This is a genomic window from Fulvivirga aurantia (genome assembly GCF_009711475.1).
GTDB classification, from domain to species: Bacteria; Bacteroidota; Bacteroidia; order Cytophagales; family Cyclobacteriaceae; genus Fulvivirga; species Fulvivirga aurantia.
The window spans coordinates 1-487 of record NZ_SMMD01000097.1 but is presented as its reverse complement, the minus strand read 5'-3'; the positions used below and the strand labels follow the sequence as shown (position 1 = coordinate 487).

Here is a 487-nt window from a genome sequence, read left to right as displayed (position 1 = left end):
GAGCTTACTAGATTTTCTCTTTGATTCTAGCTGCTTTACCTTGTCTACCTCTTAAGTAGAACAATCTTGCTCTTCTTACTTTACCTCTTCTTACCAAGTCAATTTTATCAATGCTTGGAGAAAGCAAAGGAAAAATTCTCTCGATACCGATACCATTAGAAACTTTTCTTACTGTAAAAGTCTCTCCGTTAGAGTTAGGGTTTTTTCTTTGGATTACTGTACCCTGGAACTGCTGAATTCTTTCTTTGTTTCCTTCAGTAATTCTTACGTGTACGTTGATTGTATCTCCAGCCTGAAATTCCGGGAAAGAAGCTCGTCTTTCCTGTCCCTCTGCCTCGATCGATTTGATAATTTCGTTCATGATATTTATCGCTAATAGTCTTTATTTCCAAAAACGGACTGCAAATATAGTAATATTTTTTTATACTAACCTATTTCGGAATGAAATAAGTGAATATTATTTAAGAAGGTTTGGCCGCCTTTTTTT

The 487-nt window shown here is 35.1% G+C and carries 1 protein-coding gene; it reads right to left on the bottom strand.

All coding sequences use genetic code 11. The features are described 5' to 3' along the window. Window positions 1-7 precede the first annotated feature (7 nt). The gene (gene rplS / locus E1176_RS00195) at window positions 8-361 is read right to left on the bottom strand and encodes a 50S ribosomal protein L19 (RefSeq protein WP_155208584.1); all 354 of its coding nucleotides are present in this window, start codon (window positions 359-361) and stop codon (window positions 8-10) included. Between the last annotated feature and the right edge of the window lie 126 nt (window positions 362-487).

Bases quoted from the DNA above. Each gene is read 5' to 3' on its own strand.
- rplS (WP_155208584.1), bottom strand. From the start codon at position 361: ATGAACGAAATTATCAAATCGATCGAGGCAGAGGGACAGGAAAGACGA.